Source organism: Pseudonocardia autotrophica, from assembly GCF_003945385.1.
Taxonomy (GTDB): Bacteria; Actinomycetota; Actinomycetes; order Mycobacteriales; family Pseudonocardiaceae; genus Pseudonocardia; species Pseudonocardia autotrophica.
Genome location: NZ_AP018920.1, coordinates 1,663,967 through 1,678,361, shown reverse-complemented (window position 1 = coordinate 1,678,361; position 14,395 = coordinate 1,663,967). Strand labels below are relative to the sequence as shown.

Annotated in this window: 16 protein-coding genes and 1 pseudogene; 3 read left to right on the top strand and 14 right to left on the bottom strand. The window is 69.9% G+C overall.

Annotated features, from left to right (window positions below; translation table 11 throughout):
• Window positions 1-43: 43 nt before the first annotated feature.
• The 3 genes from Pdca_RS08145 to Pdca_RS08140 all read right to left on the bottom strand — a co-directional run bounded on the left by Pdca_RS08145 (window position 44) and on the right by Pdca_RS08140 (window position 2,069).
• Window positions 44-1,186 carry a DUF932 domain-containing protein gene (locus tag Pdca_RS08145; protein ID WP_085916667.1) on the bottom strand — a complete coding sequence of 381 codons (1,143 nt, stop codon included), beginning with the start codon at window positions 1,184-1,186 and terminating at the stop codon, window positions 44-46.
• 395 nt (window positions 1,187-1,581) lie between these two features.
• Window positions 1,582-1,749 (bottom strand): hypothetical protein, encoded by a 168-nt coding sequence (locus tag Pdca_RS35395; protein ID WP_166665830.1) that lies wholly within the window; start codon window positions 1,747-1,749, stop codon window positions 1,582-1,584.
• Window positions 1,719-2,069 carry a serine hydrolase gene (locus tag Pdca_RS08140; RefSeq protein WP_158092371.1) on the bottom strand — a complete coding sequence of 117 codons (351 nt, stop codon included), beginning with the start codon at window positions 2,067-2,069 and terminating at the stop codon, window positions 1,719-1,721. The genes Pdca_RS35395 and Pdca_RS08140 overlap by 31 nt, the downstream gene beginning before the upstream one ends.
• 189 nt (window positions 2,070-2,258) lie before the next feature.
• Here Pdca_RS08140 and Pdca_RS08135 point away from each other — a divergent pair, with 189 nt between their 5' ends.
• The gene (locus tag Pdca_RS08135; RefSeq protein ID WP_085916665.1) at window positions 2,259-2,474 is read left to right on the top strand and encodes a hypothetical protein; all 216 of its coding nucleotides are present in this window, start codon (window positions 2,259-2,261) and stop codon (window positions 2,472-2,474) included.
• A 1,033-nt stretch (window positions 2,475-3,507) separates the two neighbouring features.
• On the opposite strand, the gene grdA is transcribed toward Pdca_RS08135, so the two are convergent.
• The 5 genes from grdA to Pdca_RS08105 are packed head-to-tail and all read right to left on the bottom strand — an operon-like array spanning window position 3,508 to window position 7,946.
• Window positions 3,508-3,975: a glycine/sarcosine/betaine reductase complex selenoprotein A gene (gene grdA, locus Pdca_RS08125; protein WP_085916664.1), complete on the bottom strand. Its 468-nt coding sequence runs from the start codon at window positions 3,973-3,975 to the stop codon at window positions 3,508-3,510.
• A gap of 16 nt (window positions 3,976-3,991) precedes the next feature.
• Window positions 3,992-4,327: a thioredoxin family protein gene (locus Pdca_RS08120; RefSeq protein WP_197719951.1), complete on the bottom strand. Its 336-nt coding sequence runs from the start codon at window positions 4,325-4,327 to the stop codon at window positions 3,992-3,994.
• 17 nt (window positions 4,328-4,344) lie between these two features.
• The gene (grdC, locus tag Pdca_RS08115) at window positions 4,345-5,787 is read right to left on the bottom strand and encodes a glycine/sarcosine/betaine reductase complex component C subunit beta (protein ID WP_085916663.1); all 1,443 of its coding nucleotides are present in this window, start codon (window positions 5,785-5,787) and stop codon (window positions 4,345-4,347) included.
• Window positions 5,784-7,079, bottom strand: coding sequence for a glycine/betaine/sarcosine/D-proline family reductase selenoprotein B (locus Pdca_RS08110; RefSeq protein WP_269462863.1), 1,296 nt, complete (start codon window positions 7,077-7,079; stop codon window positions 5,784-5,786). Before Pdca_RS08110 ends, grdC begins: the two co-directional genes overlap by 4 nt.
• A gap of 48 nt (window positions 7,080-7,127) precedes the next feature.
• Entirely contained in the window at window positions 7,128-7,946 is an 819-nt protein-coding gene (locus Pdca_RS08105; RefSeq protein WP_166665914.1) for a glycine/sarcosine/betaine reductase component B subunit, read from the bottom strand.
• Between the two features lie 60 nt (window positions 7,947-8,006).
• Between Pdca_RS08105 and Pdca_RS36015 the strand changes: the two genes are divergently transcribed.
• Both Pdca_RS36015 and Pdca_RS08095 read left to right on the top strand, forming a co-directional pair.
• Window positions 8,007-8,483 (top strand): transposase, encoded by a 477-nt coding sequence (locus tag Pdca_RS36015; RefSeq protein ID WP_179956585.1) that lies wholly within the window; start codon window positions 8,007-8,009, stop codon window positions 8,481-8,483.
• The gene (locus Pdca_RS08095; RefSeq protein WP_125911267.1) at window positions 8,480-9,490 is read left to right on the top strand and encodes an IS3 family transposase; all 1,011 of its coding nucleotides are present in this window, start codon (window positions 8,480-8,482) and stop codon (window positions 9,488-9,490) included. Before Pdca_RS36015 ends, Pdca_RS08095 begins: the two co-directional genes overlap by 4 nt.
• Here Pdca_RS08095 and Pdca_RS08090 read toward each other — a convergent pair.
• The 6 genes and pseudogenes from Pdca_RS08090 to Pdca_RS08065 form a co-directional block, all read right to left on the bottom strand.
• Entirely contained in the window at window positions 9,459-10,013 is a 555-nt protein-coding gene (locus Pdca_RS08090) for a glycine/sarcosine/betaine reductase component B subunit (protein WP_166665913.1), read from the bottom strand. The two genes, Pdca_RS08095 and Pdca_RS08090, sit on opposite strands and share 32 nt — an antisense overlap.
• Before the next feature lie 453 nt (window positions 10,014-10,466).
• Window positions 10,467-10,901: a CBS domain-containing protein gene (locus tag Pdca_RS08085; protein ID WP_085916677.1), complete on the bottom strand. Its 435-nt coding sequence runs from the start codon at window positions 10,899-10,901 to the stop codon at window positions 10,467-10,469.
• A gap of 178 nt (window positions 10,902-11,079) precedes the next feature.
• Window positions 11,080-11,405: pseudogene (locus tag Pdca_RS08080) on the bottom strand (RpiB/LacA/LacB family sugar-phosphate isomerase); the annotation flags it as partial.
• Between the two features lies 1 nt (window position 11,406).
• Window positions 11,407-12,291 carry a phosphoribulokinase gene (locus Pdca_RS08075; RefSeq protein ID WP_085916678.1) on the bottom strand — a complete coding sequence of 295 codons (885 nt, stop codon included), beginning with the start codon at window positions 12,289-12,291 and terminating at the stop codon, window positions 11,407-11,409.
• Between the two features lie 15 nt (window positions 12,292-12,306).
• Complete coding sequence (locus Pdca_RS08070; RefSeq protein WP_085916679.1) at window positions 12,307-13,380, bottom strand: class 1 fructose-bisphosphatase; 1,074 nt, start codon at window positions 13,378-13,380, stop codon at window positions 12,307-12,309.
• 125 nt (window positions 13,381-13,505) lie between these two features.
• The gene (locus Pdca_RS08065) at window positions 13,506-14,387 is read right to left on the bottom strand and encodes a LysR family transcriptional regulator (RefSeq protein WP_085916680.1); all 882 of its coding nucleotides are present in this window, start codon (window positions 14,385-14,387) and stop codon (window positions 13,506-13,508) included.
• Window positions 14,388-14,395: the final 8 nt, after the last annotated feature.

Sequence of the window (14,395 nt, the reverse complement as noted above, 5' to 3'; positions counted from 1 at the left end):
CGACCGTGGTCGGCACGTGGCGACCGGTCGGGGGGGGTCGAGATCAGGCGGCGTGCGCGGCGGCCAGCGCCATCGCCCGCAGTCCGGCCCGCTCCAGGTCGTGGGCGGCGTCGGCGTCCTCGAGGGTCTGCGCCGCGGACGTGACCGCGTGCAGCACCCCGCCGGAGGTGACGTCCCCGCCCTGGACGAAATGGGCCAGGATCGTGGCTTGCTGCTCGGCGGTGAACCGCAGCGCCTTGCCGACGTGCTCCAACGTGGCCTGCGGGTCCCGGATCGGCACCCCGGCCTGCCTGGCGATCTCGGCCAGCTTCGCCCGGACGTACTCGCGGTCCAGGAACGTGGTGACGGCGTCGCGGGCCTGCTTCACGACGAGCCCGAGCAGCGCGTCCTGCGTGTCGCTCGACCAGCGGACCACCCCGTCGGCGAGCCGGCCGCCGAGGTGGACCTCCCGCAGGGCGTCGCGGGTGATGGTCATCCCGTTGTCGCACACCTGCACCGTGAGCTGCGGGGTGAGCGCGAACGACCCGTGCCCGGTCTCGGAGTTCGACACCACGAACCCGGCGAACACCAGCGGGTTGTCCGCCCCCCGCGCCCCGGTGAACGGCGACCGGTAGTCGCCCAGCAGCTCCGGGGCGTACTCCCCGATCCCCGGCGCCCGGACCCTGACGTACATGCGCCGCTCGGTCAGGTCACACCCGGCGATGTCCACCGGCACCCCGGCGGCGCGGACGCCCTCCAGGACGGCCATCAGGACGTCGAGGTTGTCGACCATGCGGTAGGAGTCCGACAGCAGCGCCCGCGCGATTCCGGTGCCGCCGTCGGGGTTGTGCAGGCCGCGGACGAGGAAGCGGCGGTCCGGGTCGTCGGCGAGCCAGGTGTTGACGTTGGCGTCGTAGAGCCCGAGCTGCTCGGCGCGCAGGCGGCGGAGGTAGGGCAGCGGGATGCCGAGCTTCTCGGCGATCCCGGCGTCGGCGACCGCGGTCGGGCGCAGCACCGTCTCCCCGACGGTGACCCCGTCCGGGGTGAGCTGGGGCTCCCCGACGCCGATCAGGCGCAGGTGTCCGTTGTCGGCGACCAGGTGGCACGCGGGCGTGACGACGTCGAGCTTCGCGGCATGCTGGGCCTGCAGGACGGCGACGAGGTCGGCGACGGTGGCGTTGCGGGTGGTCAAGATCGTGCCGGGCATGGTCGACTCCGAAGTGGATCGAGCGACGCCCCGCTGTGGGGCGGCCCCGCCGGACGTGGTGGGGCGCGACGCGTCCGCCCGGCGAACGGGCACGGCGCGAAGGACCGCATCCGCTCGTCCGATCGATGTGGGCCGCCCGGTACCCCTTCGACGCAGTGGCGAGCCAGCGGCGGGCCACTCGTATCGGTCGGGCGGGTGCCCCTTCGCGCCGGACCTCGGCGTCGGGCAGCATCGCCGTCCCCACCACCAGGCGACGGCCCGTGCGCGGGAGTCGATCTGCTTCGCTCGGCGCAGCCAACCGGACGCTGCTCAGTGGCTCGGTCGGCGACCTCGTACCGGTGTAGGCGTGTGAAGATCTGGGCTCCGCTACGACCGCACCTCGGAATGCGCGTCTGTCAGTCGATCATCTCGATCCACGCGATCCGCAGCTCGGTGGTCTGATTCGTGCTGGTGATCTGCCGGAACTGACCGTTCAGCGCGACGACCTCCATCCGCGCCACGGTGGACCCGAACCGGTCCACGGTGTCGCGCGTCACCTTGGTCTCGGTGCCGTAGGCCAGCACGTAGGTCCTCGGGAGTGCGAAGTGCGCGGCACCTCACCGAACGGCGTTCCCGCGAGATACGTGCTCGCCGGGGAATCGAGCGCGAGCGCGCCGTCCTGCACCAGGCCGAGAACGACGGCGGCGGTGAAGGTCTTGGTGATCGACCCGACCCGGTAGGGTACCTGCCCCGACGCAACACAGCCCCGCTCGACGTCCGCCCTGCCCGCAGCTCCGAGATCGAGGACCGAGCCCGCGCGCGCCGCACCCAGCACCACCGACGGAACCCGGCTATCGCGCTGCGAGTCGGCAGCCTGCCCATCGAGCCGACCGGGGATGGTCACGTCGTCGACACCCGCAGCCACGACGCTGGACTGCGACCGTGCCCGCCGATCCGTACCGCGACGCGCTTCGTCAACAGCCGCCCCATCGCCACCCCCCTACCTCAATCGATCCGACGGCCAGCGTACGGATGACGAGCGCCCGACCCCAGAGCCCCGGGGGGTGCGCCACCGGACGCCTCGATCGTCCGCGTGTGTGGGCGATCGAGGCAGCTCACCGGCCACCGGATCTGGCCCGCGATCCCGGTCCCGCCAGCCGTCGCCGCGGTCGCCGTGCTCGCCGTGCACTACCTCGGCGACATGAAGACCGCGGCACTCACCCGAGTGCTCGTCGCGCCTACCTGCTGGCGCTGGCCGCGGTCGTCGTCGCCGGGCTCGGCGGAGGCGCCGCCGACCCGGCCCGGCTGACCGGCTGGACCTCTGCAGGGGTGTTGGGCATCGCCAGTCCGCCGCGCTGCTGCTTCTTTCGCCTTCGCCGGCTACGCCCGCCTCGCCACCATCGCGGAGGAGGTCCGCGACCCCGCATGCACCATTCCCCGCGCCGTCCCCGTCGCGCTCGGGCTCGTCCTCGGCATTACGCCATCGTCGCCGTCGTCGCGCTGCTCACTGTCGGCCCCGACGGGCTGGCCGCAGCCGCCGTGATGCAGGCCTGCTGCCCCGGGTAGCGGCGGTGTCGCGGTCCGTACCCACAGCCGCTACGCACGCCGGGTCGCCGATGCGCCGATCAGCGGCGTTGATGTGGTGATCGAGCTGGGCGTACGGCGGTTCTTCTGCGACCACCCCGACTGTCCGAAGCGGACCTTCGCCGAGCAGATCCCGGGGTTGACCTCGCGGTATGCCCGCCGCAGCCTGAGCTCGGGCGGATGCTCGCCGCGGTCGGACTGGCGTCGGCCCGGCCGGGCTGGGGCCCTGCTCGCCGCCGGGCTGGGGTTGCTGACCGGCCACAGCACGCTGCTGCGGCTGATCAGTCGGCTACCCGACCCGCAGATCGGCGTCGTGGTAGTGCTCGGTGTGGACGACTTCGCGCTACGCCGCGGCCGCGTCTACGGCACGGTGCTGATCGACATGGACACCCATCGCCCGGTGGATCGATGGGCTGCGCGTGAACTCACGGCAACTACAGTAGCCCGTCGTCGACGCCGGGTTGATGACGCCTGCCGAACTCGACCGCCTCCGCGACCTGCTGCTGGATCCCCGCTTCGTGGTCAGCTCGTACCTCACGGTGTCGTTGGTCGGTCGCCGTCCGCCGCCTGAGCGGCACCTCCGCGACGGCGTCCACGGGACGTGTGGTGTGTCGAGGGACGACCTCTGGCTTCGTCGGTGAGACCGACAGAGCCAGACCTCCCAGGGCGGCGGTTGGGGTTCGTCGGATTGGCCCAGAGCGACCCGGGCGAACCGGCACCACGAGGGCGCCGGCCCGCCCGTCGTCACGACGGCTGCGTCACGATGGCTGCGGCGCCTGCGCCCGGATGCCGGCCACGGCACTGCTCAGCTCGGCGGCGTCGAGGACGTCTGCCATCACACCGACCTGGTCCTCGTACACGTCCGCGGGGACGGCGCTGCGGATTTCGTCCTCGAGGACGTGGTACACGGCGAGGCCCAACTGGACCTCTGCCAAGGCTCCTGCACAAGCCGGATCTCCCAACACCACGGTCTCGGCGGCGATCTCGGCGCTCTCGGCATCAGGTGCGCCGATGATGACGACGAGGTTGTCGCGTCCGTGGAGTTCGGCGAGGCGAGCGATCGCCTCCTGGCTCTGCAGGTCCATGGCTCCGGATGCCGTTCAAACGAAGCATTCGGTGGCGGTGAACACCACCTCTGCCCCGGCCGCCTCGGCGCAAGCCGCTATGGCGGGCCCGGCGACGCCGTCGCGTTCACCGAGCGCGACGATTTTCTTCCCGTTGAGCATCCGTCTCACCTCCTTCTCACGCCCTGGCGAGTGACTCGTCCAGCCAGGAATCGAGCTGCTGTGCGGTCAGGTTCGGATCGGCGATGCGCGACACCTCCTCGCCGCCGGCGAAGAGCAGGAACGCGGGCAGGCCCATCAACTTGAGCTCCATGCAGAGCCGGCGCGCCTTCGGGGCCTCCAGCTTGACCACCCGCAGGTCGTCGCGCTGCGCGGCGAGCTCGTCGACGTGCGGCATGAGGGCCAGGCACCGGGCGCACCACGGTCCCCAGACGTCGACGAGCACCAGCCCGTCGGCCACCAGATCCCGGAAGTCGTCCCGAGTCGCCTCGACGACATCACCCACGACCGTCACCCACGTCCATCACCATCTCAGCCACCTCTCTCGTTGCGTTCGAGCAGGACGCTCATCCCGTCCGACAGCTGGGTGATCCGGCCGAGGAACAGGCTGCCCTTCCCCACCAGCTGCACCCGCTCGGCGTCGCCCGTGGTCAGCCGCGTCGTCGCGTGCGGCAGGTAGCACAGCGCGGACGCGAGATGCCCCTGCGTGGGGGCGAAGCCGGGCATCCCCCGGCGGGTCACGAAGTCCGCGATGTCGCCGCGCTCGATGTCGCCGCGCCGGGCGGCCAGCGCGGCCAACGTCTTGTAGTTGCGCGCGGCTACGTCACCCGAGCCCTGCGGCTCGGTGATCTCCGGGTTGTGCAGCTCGGTGGCGTAGTCGTCGACGTCGGTGGTGCGCAGCCCGAGGCGCTCCAGCGGCTCGATGGCCAGCGCCTGCATGATCTGGGGGCCCGAGCCGCCCGCGCTCACCCGGTGGCGTCCCACCGCGTCGAGCCGCAGCCGGGGCGAGCAGCCGTCGTCGCGGGTGACCAGTGCGGCCGAACCACACAGCACGTCCTCCAGGACCGGCAGGTCGTGGGCGAGGTGGCCCTCGAACTTCATGCCCAGCTTCGGCAGCGACCCGCCGGCCACCACAGCGACCCGCTCGAACACCCCCGCGGTCACCAGGCTGGCCGCGATGACCAGCGCCGGCACCGGGGCGGCACAGAAGTCCTTGATGTCGGCGCCGGACGCCTCGGTCAGCCCAGCCGCCTCGGCGACCGCCTTGGCCATGTTCCCACCGCCGCGCTGGTAGCGGTCACCGATGGCCTCCTCGCCGCACCCGAGCACGTAGTCGATCGAGGTCGGGTCGACGCCGCTGCGGTCTAGCATATGCAGCACCGCCAGGGTGGCCGTCGCCTTGCCGGCCAGATTCTCCAGCAGCACCGACGCGCACAGCGCCTCGTCCTTGTCGTGGGCACGGCGCATCACCGCCCGCGGGCCGGACGACCCGGATACGACGAGCGTGCCGGGCTCGGCGGCCGCCGCCTCGGCGTCGCCGCGGTGGGCCTCGAGGCGCTCCAGGTCCATCCACTTGGCCAGCGGGTGCCGGGCTAGCGCGGCGAGCGCCTCGTCGACGGCCGCCGGAGACAGCGTGAGCAGCCCGAAGTGCTCCACCGCCGCCATCAGGCCAACGAACTCCGCCTCGGGCATCACCTCGCCGTCCGGGCCGAAGCGGTCGGCGGCACCACCGGTGACCCCCGCCCACGGCCTGGCCGGAAGGTCGCGGGGATGCAGGGCGCCGATGTAGGCCTGGTGGGGCGAGTAGGCGATCGCGTCGGCGTGGCTGCGCAGCGCGGCGGTGAAGCGCTCGTCGACCTCGGGTCTGCCGGGCAGGCTGCGGGCCGGCTTGGAACCGAACCGGGCCAGCGAGGGCGTGTGCGCCAGCACCTGGGTGGTGGCGGTCACCACGACCGGGGCGTGCGTGGCCGTCATGTGTTCTCTCCGATGTCGACGGGGAAGACGGTGGGCCCCTCGACCGGTGTGGCGAGCGCCTCCAGGGCCCGTTCCACCAGCCGGCGCCGCCAGGCGCGTTCCTGCTCCGGTCTCAGCTCCGGATCCCCGGTCGGATACGGGATGCCCCGGGTGGGGACGATCCGGGGTGCGCCGACCCGCTGGGCGATGCCGACCAGGTTGCACAGCACCACCGTCGGGATCCCGGCCCGCTCCAGCTCTTTCGCAAGCGTTGACCCGCAACGCGTTCCGGTTCCTCAAGTGGCGGTGAGGATGGCCGCTCGGGCTTCGGTCCGGCGCAGGTCGGCGGCCCACTCGGTGCCGTAGCGACGGGCCGCGGACACCGTGGTGCCGTTGCCCACCGTCACCAGGTACTCGCCGTGCAGGCGGCCGATCGCGCCCTCCCGCTCCAGGTCGCGGGCCACGTCGAGGGGCACGATCCGGTTCGGATCCTCGTTGGCGCGGACGGTCGAGAATCCGCCGTGCACCGACTGCCAGCTGCCGGCTGACAGCGTGTCGACGCCGTCGATGCGGTAGCGCAGCCAGCGCTTGGCCCGGGCGGACTCCAGCCCGTCTGGGTTGCCGTCCGGCACGAGGGCGCCCTCGGTGACCAGCGCGATCGTCGCGGTCGTCGGATCCTTCAACGGCGGCGCCGGGGTGACGTGGTCGAAGCTAGGCAGCGGGACCTCGGTCCGGTCCCGGTCACCGCCGAGGCGGGCCAGCAACAGGTCCACGGCGCGCTCGGCGGCGCGCTTCTCGCTCGTGACGGACTCGCGGGGCAGCTTCCCTGCCCGTCCGTCCTCGCGGGTGAGCCGATCGCCCGCGGCGACCTTCCGGGTGGCCGCGGCCAGCACCGGCAGCGAATTCTTCATCTCCCGGCTGGTGGCCCCGATGCCGACCACCGGGGCGACCCCGGCGTCCTCCAGCCCGGGGTTGTCCTCGTGCATAGCGGCCAGGGCGGGCGTGCCGGCCGCGACGGCGGTCGCGGCCACCCGGGCACACGCCAGACCGTAGCGGCCGCTGCCGAAGGCCGGCCCCGCCACGATGAGGTCCGGCTCCGCCTCGGCGGCGAGGGCGAGGATCTCCGCGACGGCTCCCGGCTCCCCCGCGGCGTAGTCGTCGCCACACCAGACCGTGGCGACAATCTCGAACCCGTCGCCGAGCAGCGCCTGCAGGCGCCGCCCCGGCCCCACCGGGCCGTCCACGCGGGCGGGCGGGCTCCCGGCCGACTCCTCACCGCCCACGCCGGCGAAGAACTGGTTGAGGTAGTGCACGATCCGGGTCACGTCAGCTCCTTGAGCGTCGCCGGCAGGCTCGCTGTCTCACGCGGCCTCCCTGCAGGTCAGGTGGCCCCAGCCGAGCGGGCTGAGCGAGCAGTAGACGACCGCGGTGGGGACGTCGAGCGCTTCGGTGGCCGCAACGTCGAGCAGGGCGAAGCGGGCGCCACCGAGTGCCCTGGCCACCGCGGGCAGCCGCAGCGGCGCGTCGTAGTTGCCGGTGCTGATCATCGCGGTGGCCCGCTCAGGGGGAACCACGATCGGCGGGGCGGTGCCGTCGATCCCGGCCATCTCGCCGAACAGGCCGACCGCGGTGATCCCGACGTCCTCCAGCGCGTCCATCTTCAGGGCGACGTCGGCGTCGGCGTTGCCGCCGCCCTCCTTGGTGAGCACCGCGGCGTGCACCCCGGCCGTCACACAGAGCCGGGCGACGTGCGCCGAGATGAGTTCTTTGCCCGCCTGGTCGGTCGGTTCGGGCGCGAGCACCACCCCGGCGAGCATCAGATCGCGGCCGTGCCGGGCGCGCAGTGCCTCCACCACCGGGTTGTTCTGGTGCAGGTAGGTCGGGTTCTTCAGCCCCGGGTGGCCGAACTGGCCGCTCACCACCGCGCCGTCGTCGAGGTCCCCGGGGTCGACGAACGTCGGCAGGGAGGAACGGAAGCTGCGGCCATAGACGAAGACGTCCTTGAACGCGCCCTGGGTCTGCAGGTTGGTGACCGCCACCACCCGGGGCAAGTCGAGGCCGGCGACCGGTGCGCTGCCCGGCACGTGCTCGACAACATCGGGCTCGGTGTCGAGGGCCGCCTCGGCCAGCCGGGCCGCGAGCGCGAGCACGCCGCGCCGCAGCGCTTCCCTCTCTGCCAAGATCACCTGAGACAGGTTGAAGTCAGCGGTTCACAGTAGAGGGCGTGATCGGAGATCCTGGTGCTCGTGTCATCGGAGGAGCGTCGCGGTGCGGGGGCCGGCAGCAGCGGGTCGACGGCGTCGTCGTCGGGTCCGCGGTCGGCTGGTGGTCCGTCGCCGCGTCCGTCGCGTAGGTCGTTCAGCGCGGAATACAAGCTGGCGATCGTCGCGGAGTATGAGAACGCGCCGAACGGTGAGAAGGGCGCGGTCCTGCGCCGGGAGGGCCTGTATTCGTCGCACGTGATCGAGTGGACCCGGGCCCGGGACGTCGGCGCGCTGGAGGGCGTAGCCGATTCGAGGCGGTCGGCGAAACGTCCGAAGCGGTCGGCGGAGGCGGCCGAGTTGGAACGGCTCCGGGCCCGGAACGCGAAACTCGAATCCGACCTGACGAAGACGCGGACCGCGTTGGACATCATGGGAAAAGCGCACGCGCTCTTGGAGCAGCTGTCCGAGAGCGCGGACGACCAGGAACCACCGGCGCCGCGGAAGCGGCGTTGAACGGCGCGTTCACCGAGTTGCGCGCCGCTGAGGTGTCGATCAAGGCGGCGTGCGCGTTGACCGGTCGGTCGCGGGCCACGCACTACCGCCGCGCCGACCCGGCGGGGGTGACGCTCGGGCCGCTGCACGGCCCGCACCGTGCGCGCCGGCTCCCGCCCTCGACGATCACCGACGACGAGCGTGCCGCCGTGCTCGCGCTGCTGAACTCCGAGGACTACCGGGATCTGGCCATTCCGCAGGTGTGGGCCCGGGAGCTCGACGAGGGCCGGTGGTGGTGCTCGCAGTCGAGCATGTACCGGATCGCCCGCGCAGCGGGTCAGAACCGGGAACGGCGCGCCCAGGCCACGCATCCGCCGCGGGTGCGCCCGGAGCTGGTCGCTCATGGCCCGAGCGAGGTGTGGTCGTGGGACATCACCGCGCTGAAGGGCCCGCGGAAGGGCGAGTGGTACAAGCTGTATGTGGTGCTCGACATCTTCTCCCGCTACGTAGTCGGATGGCTCGCCGCGAACGCTGAGGATGCCGTCGTGGCGAAGGATTTCCTCGCCGACGCAGTCGCCCGCAACCACGTCATCCCGCAGACGATTCATGCCGACCGGGGCGGGTCGATGACCTCGAAACCGGTATCGGAGCTGATGGTCGATCTCGGTATCTGCCGGTCACATTCCCGGCCGCAGTGCTCGAATGACAACCCGTTCTCCGAGGCGCAGTTCAAGACGCTGAAGTACGTGCCGGACTTCCCGGACCGGTTCGGCTCGCTCGCTGATGCCCGCGCGTTCTGCGAGCGGTTCTTCGAGCACTACAACCACGAGCATCGGCACTCCGGCATCGGCATGCACACCCCGGCGTCGATCCACTTCGACACCGCGACCGAGGTCCGGGCTCAGCGTCAGACCGTCCTCGACCGCGCACACGCCCAGTATCCCGAGCGATTCAGTCGCCGGCCCAGCCCGCCGCGCCTGCCCGAGCAGGCGTGGATCAATCAACCCGTCCTACAGCCAACTCAGTAAGATCAACTGTCTCAGTTGACTTGACAGCTACCGCTTCGTCGACGTCCTCCCAGCGGGCGTCGGGGGCCGGGTCGAACTCGACCACCAGGTTGTGCGTGGCCCCGAGCGGCGACAGCGGCGCGGCCGGGCCGGACATGTCGACCAGCGACTCCTGGGCCCGGGGCAGGTACCCGGCCGCCACCACGGCCATGCCGCGCAGCACGTGCGTGCTCCCCCGGCCCTGCGACCGGGCCGGCCCGACGAAGCCGGGGAACACCCCTCCGCCACCGGCACCCTTGGCGCGCGGCTCCACCGCGTCGAGCACCTTGACCAGGCGGACGGAGTCGCCGGGGCTGGCCAGCGAGAGCCGGACCGCGGCGAGCGCCGGTTGGGCCAGCAGCCGTTCGGCGTCGTGGCGCTCGATGGTGAGGAGCCCGCCGTCGTAGCGGGTCGCCGGGCCGAACTCGAGCGCGGTCACCTGGTGCACGAGGCGGACGAGTGCAGGCGCACCGTGCACACCGTCGCAGTCAGGGATCCGCGCCATCGTCGACCTCGCCATCTCGCGGCGGTCGGGGGACGCCGCGCGTCGGACGTTATGGGATGCGGGACGGTTGAGGGTTCCCCCTCGCGGGGGACCCGGGGGGTGAGGCCGGGGCAGCAAGGCGGTCCGGGTCCGGACAAGCCTCGGACAGCGGGCTGGGGCCGTCCAGCCCGAGCGCGGCCACCGCCACGGCGACATCGGCGTGCCCGGCGTCGTCGGCGACGTACGCCGCCCAGACCCGGCCCAGCGTGGGCACCGTCGGCATCAGTGTCGCTGATCGTGCTGGCTGTCCACCGCCGACCAGTTGGCCGACCGGCGGGTTGTCCCCGCCCGCCAGGCTGCTTGAGCTCAACGCGCATTGTTCACCGCGTGGGTCGAGTCGGTCTGCCACCACCGCACCCACTTCGAGACCGGACAGAGGAATTGACCGACCATCTGATGCCGTGGAACTCACATTCAGCGCTTCGCGATCACAATGTCGCGGAGTACCCCAGTCTCGAGCTCCATCTCTCGCACCCGATGCTTGACGAGGTCACCGATGCTCACCAGCCCCACCAGTTGGCTTCCATCCATCACCGGTAGATGACGAAAGCGTCCTCGAGTCATTACCGCCATGGCGCCCGCCACAGTGTCATTGGGTCGACACGTCGTCACATTGCGGGTCATGATATCCGCGACCGTGGCGTCCGCAAGTTTGGCACCGCGAGTCCGGAAGGCGCGCACGATATCCCGCTCCGAAAGAATGCCGCGGATCTTGCCATCTTCGTCTCGCACCAGGACAGCACCAACCGCTGCCTCGCACAACACATCTACCGCCTCTGTCACGCGAGCCTCAGGAGACACAGCATGCACAGTGCGCCCCTTTTGGTCCAGAATGCCAATGATCCGCATCGCTGATTCCTTCCTGGACGAATCGGTACTACCGACCTCAATGGTGCCACGGGCAACCCTGAATGCATTTGATTGCGAGCCCAAACTCGAATCCTTGGCGAGAACACGAGACGAAGGATCCGCGCGGTGTCGATACGTGACTTGATCACCTCGTCCGCGTGGCCGCTCATCGACCGGACGCAGGAACATGCTCAAGTCGTTGTTCGCTGTGCTCTCGGGCCAAACGGGCTGTCGCTTCCGACCAGGCCAGTGCAGCACGGACGTCCTTTACCTTGTTGGCGGCGATCTGTTCGCCATTCCCGATCCGCCCACCACAATCCCCAAACTGCCAGAATCATCGACTACGGCCTGCGCTACAGCAATGCAGAACGGCGGGTAGTCGTACTCGGCGTCATACTCGCTCGGGCCGAGGTCCGAGACGTCATGTGCATCCGACGCCAACTGCCCAACGAGGCACGTCCCAAGTTCGTGGCCGGCGTGGTCAGAACCAAGGTAGAGACGCATCTCAGCTTCCTGCACGTTCAGACCTGCGGCGGTCCATCAACCGCAGAACCATAGGAGTGAAGATCAGCTGCATGGCAAGGTCCATCTTCCCGCCAGGGCACACGATCGTGTTGGCACGCGACATGAAGGAGTCGTGCAGCATTGAGACCAGGTAGGGAAAATCGATGCCGTGCGGATCTCTGAATCGGATGATGAGCATTGATTCGTCGGCCGTCGGAATCGTTCGCGCAATGAACGGGTTCGAGGTGTCGACGACCGGAACGCGCTGGAAGTTGACGTCGGTTCGCGAGAACTGCGGACACACGTAGTTGACGTAGTCGGGCATCCGTCGCAGGATGATTTCGGTGACCGCCTCGGTCGAGTACCCTCGAGCCACGTTGTCCCGATGCAACTTCTGGATCCACTCGAGGTTGATCACCGGCACGACCCCGATCTTGAGGTCCGCGTGCTGGCTGACGTCTACGCCATCGGTGACGACGGCACCATGCAGTCCTTCGTAGAACAGCAGATCGGAGTCACCAGGGAGGTCCTCCCACGATGTGAAGGTGCCGGGGCTCTGCCCGTACGGTTTGGCCTCGATCTCATCGTGAAGGTACTTGCGCACCTTGCCCGATCCGGTCTCAGCGTAGGATCGGAACAACTCCTCAAGCTGCTCGAACAAGTTGGTTTTCGGCCCGAAGTGACTGAAGGCGTGGTCGTCGCGCTCGTGCGCCTCCGCCATGGCGGCCCGCATTTCGACCCGGTCGTACCGGTGGAAGCTGTCCCCCTCTACGAAGGCCGCATTGACACCTTCCCGGCGGAAGATCTGGTCGAACGTCCGCATCACAGACGTCGTTCCAGCCCCGGATGACCCGGTGACCGAGATGATCGGATGCTTCTGTGACATGCGCGGTGACTCCTTTCAGCCGGTTGCCGTGCGAAACAGGCCACGTGTGGCGTAGAGCGGTGAGTCGTAGGGGCGGTCGTGCTGCTCGCGGTGGTACTGGTCGAGGCGCTGCACCTCGTCACGGGACCCGAAGATCAGGGGAACCCGTTCGTGCAGCTCACTCGGAGCAAGATCGAGCACGCGCCCGCGGCCGGTACTGGCCATCCCCCCGGCCTGCTCGACGATCATCGCGACGGGGTTGGCCTCGTAGAGCAGTCGGAGCTTGCCCGGCTTGGCGGCGTCCTTGGAGTCGCGCGGATAGAGGAAGACACCGCCACGCGTGAGGATCCGGTGCGTCTCGGCCACCAGTGAGGCCACCCAACGCATGTTGAAGTCCTTCTCCCTCGGCCCGGCACGCCCAGCGAGGCACTCGTCGACGTAGCGCCGCACGGCCGGCTCCCAGAAGCGATTGTTCGAGGCGTTGATGGCAAACTCCGAGGCGCTGTCGGCGATCCGGATCCCGACCCGGGTCAGGATGAACTCGCCGAGCACGGTGTCGAGGGTGAATGCGTGGGCACCGTTCCCGAGTGTCAGCACCAGGATCGTGGACGGGCCGTAGATGGCGTACCCGGCGCAGACCTGCTCGACCCCGGGCTGCAGGAAGTGCTCGGGGGCGGGGTCCCGCCCGGGGTCGGGTGCCCGCAGGACGGAGAAGATGCTGCCAACGGAAACGTTCACGTCGATGTTGGACGATCCGTCGAGCGGATCGAACACCAGCAAGTACTTCCCCCGCGGGTACTGGTCGGGAAGCTTGTACGGATCGTCCAGTTCCTCGGATGCCAGGCCGGCGACGTGACCGTTCCACTCCGTCGCCCGCAGGAAGTAGTCATTGGCGATCACGTCGAGCTTCTGCTGGACCTCGCCCTGAACGTTGGTCTGCTCTGCGCTGCCTAGGACGTTTCCCAGGGCGCCGACGGCGACCTTGTTGGAGATCGCCTTGCAGGCGAGGGCGACGTCGAGGATGAGGGCATTGAGGTCTCCGCTCGCCCCAGGGTGGCGGCGTCGCTCCTCGATGAGGAACTGAGCGAGTGTCGTGCGTTCGGCAAGCATGGCAACCCCTCGAGCGCGGTGAGCCTAGAACCGTGCGAACCGTGGGCTCGCATGGGCGTTGTGCCGAGACTGGCAACGGATGCTGTGAACGCCATCCCCCCGGCGGGTGGGAGAGCGGGTGGGCGTCAGTCGATCGCTCGCCATCCAAGTTGGCGGTCGGCCAACACATGCTCGATCAGGAGCCGAGTAGATGCAGTGATATCGGGTTGGCTGACCACATTCCACGGGCGGTCCAGGGGGGTGCCCGGCACCGGCAGTTCGACGAGCACTCCCGACTCCAGTTGGTGGCGAACCGCCTGCCGGGAGACGAGTGTGATGCCCAGCCCTGCGACCGCCGCCGCAACCACGGCTCCGTGTGAACCGAGCGTCATCAGCGGCGGCGCGATGTCCTGGCGCAGCAGCATGAGTTCGCAGGTCGCACGGATGCCTGATTCGGGCTCACGCATGAGCCAGGTGTGCTCGGCGGGGTCGAAACCGGATCGTGCGTCGCGCGGCCCCACCACGACCAGCGTGTTCGGGCTGACCGCGTGGACGCAGGTATCTCGCAACGAGTCGGGAGGACGACCGGCGACCACCAGGTCGGTCGCATGCTCGGCGAGTAGCGGCCACACGCGACCGCGGGGGGCCACCTCCAGGCGTAGGACGACCCCCGGATGCTTGGCACGGAACGAAGCCAGCATCGCGGGGATGAGGAGCTCACCAGCAGTCGTGACGGCGGCGAGGCGGACCGAGCCGTGCTCAGGGTCCGCCTCGCCGCGAGCTGCGAGCACGCCTTCGGCGTGCAGGTTGAGGATGCGACGCGCGTAGTCGACATATCGCGCACCGGCCGGGGTGAGGCGGACGCTGCGCCCGTGCCGCTCGACGAGCGGGACGCCGAGCTCGGCGCTGAGTGCGGTGACCGACGAGGAGACCGACGATTCGGTCACCACAAGCTTTCTGGCCGCAGCGCGCACCGACCCGGCCTCGGCCAGCTCGACGAGCGCGCGGAGCCTCGCGTTGGTGGTCATCGTCGACG